The 1,774-nt window shown below is 33.4% G+C and carries 1 protein-coding gene; it reads right to left on the reverse strand.

The window, feature by feature from the left end; genetic code table 11:
• Window positions 1–1,774 (reverse strand): Cna B-type domain-containing protein (locus WAO56_RS01975; RefSeq protein ID WP_422146228.1); only part of this gene is annotated, 1,774 nt, incomplete at both ends.

A 1,774-nucleotide genomic window follows, 5' to 3' on the forward strand; every position in this document is an offset into this window, starting at 1 on the left:
ATTTCCACCTATTAATATTACCTTAGTCGCTCCAAGTCTGTTAATTTCAGCTTTTACTTCTGCTGGAATAGCATCTTTTCTTGTTAACATTATTGGTGCACCTAGTTTATTTGCAAGTACTGTTGCAGTTAATTCATCTGTATATTTTTCTCCACTTGCTAGTAATACTATATTGGATTTACTATATTCTTTTGCTACATCTGCTGATGTACCGTAACGGTCCTTACCAGATAATCTGTATTGTACAAAGTCCATTAATTGACTTTCTACTCTTTCAGTTAAAGTAGCTCTACCACCTACTAGGGTTATTTCCTTAATTGTTGGTGTTGGTCTACCTGGATCTGGTTGTGGTTGTGGTTTTTCATAGTTATTAGTTACGATAATTTTACCATCTATATTCTCTTGAGATATAGTTACTTTTCCATCCTTAAGGGAATATGTTGGTTTAAATCCATGAGTTTCAATTTCCTCTACTCTATAATCTGCATAGTATAGATTTTTAAGAGTTAAAGATTCTCCTGCTTTAAGTTTGAAGGTATAATTATCGCCTTCTTTTGTTAATCCTTCAATTCCTTCTAATACACTTTCTCCATTACCTTTAAGTGGACCTTTAATTGTAAATTTAAATTCTAAATTTTTGTTTTTAGCTGTATTTGGAGTTTTCTTATCAAATTCTTTTTTTATTGTAAGCTTTCCATCTTTTTCAGCTACATAGTCGTTATAGACATCTAAACCATCTACACTGGATTCATAGTATTCAGGAACTTCTACTTCCTTTACTCCATAGGTGTATTCATGTCCATCTTCGCCATACTTCGTTAAACCTTTCCAAATATAAGTGTATTCCTTTTCACCCGGTTTGTCAGGTGTTATACTTGTAGGTTCAATATTAGTTGCTTCACCGTCTCTTAGTAGTACTAAGTCTACTGCCTCATAGTCATTTAGTAAACCGTCTCGCCAAATCTTCTTAGCTTCAACATCTACAGTTTTATCGTCGTCTTTTGGTTTATTCGTTACAATTACTGTTGCTTCTTTTACTTTATCGGACAAGCTTACTTTCTGTCCTGGATTGTAACTTGCTACAAAGTTTTTAGAGTCTATTTCTTCAACCTTGTATTCGCCATAGTATAATCCTTCTAATGTTTTAGATTCTCCAGCCTTTAATGTAAAGGTCTCTTCAAATTTTCCTGCTTCACTTTCAGGTCCTGTTACCTTAAATTCAAATTCAATTGGCTTTTGATTACTTCTTAATTTGTTAAAGCCTGTATCAAATTTCTTTTTTACTGTAAGCTGGCCATCTTTTGCTGCAGTATATTTATTGGTTACTGTAAAGCCATCTTCCATAGTACCTGTTATTGTTGATTGATAATACTCTGGTACTTTTACTTCTTTTATACTATATTCATATTCTGTAGAGTCATCTCTATATTTTTGAAGATCCTTCCAAGTGTAGTTGTATTTTCCTACTCCATCTGGTGTTACTGTTGCTTTGGCTTCTATTTCTTTACCATCTTGGAGTAATACTAATTCTACTTGTTGGTAGTCTTTGATTAAACCACCAGTCCAGATCTTAGTAGCTTTTACATCTACAGTCTTATTGATAGGTGTATTGGTTACTACTACTTCTGCTGATTTTGCTTTATCAGTTAAGCTAACTTCTCCACCTTCTGGACTGTAACTTGCTGTAAATCCTGCTGGTACTATTTCTTCTACCTTGTAGTCTCCATAGTATAAATCTTTAAGAACTTTATGCTCTCCAGCTTTTAGTTTAAAG

Origin of the sequence: Miniphocaeibacter sp., assembly GCF_049276255.1 — a bacterium.
Taxonomy (GTDB): Bacteria; Bacillota; Clostridia; order Tissierellales; family Peptoniphilaceae; genus Miniphocaeibacter.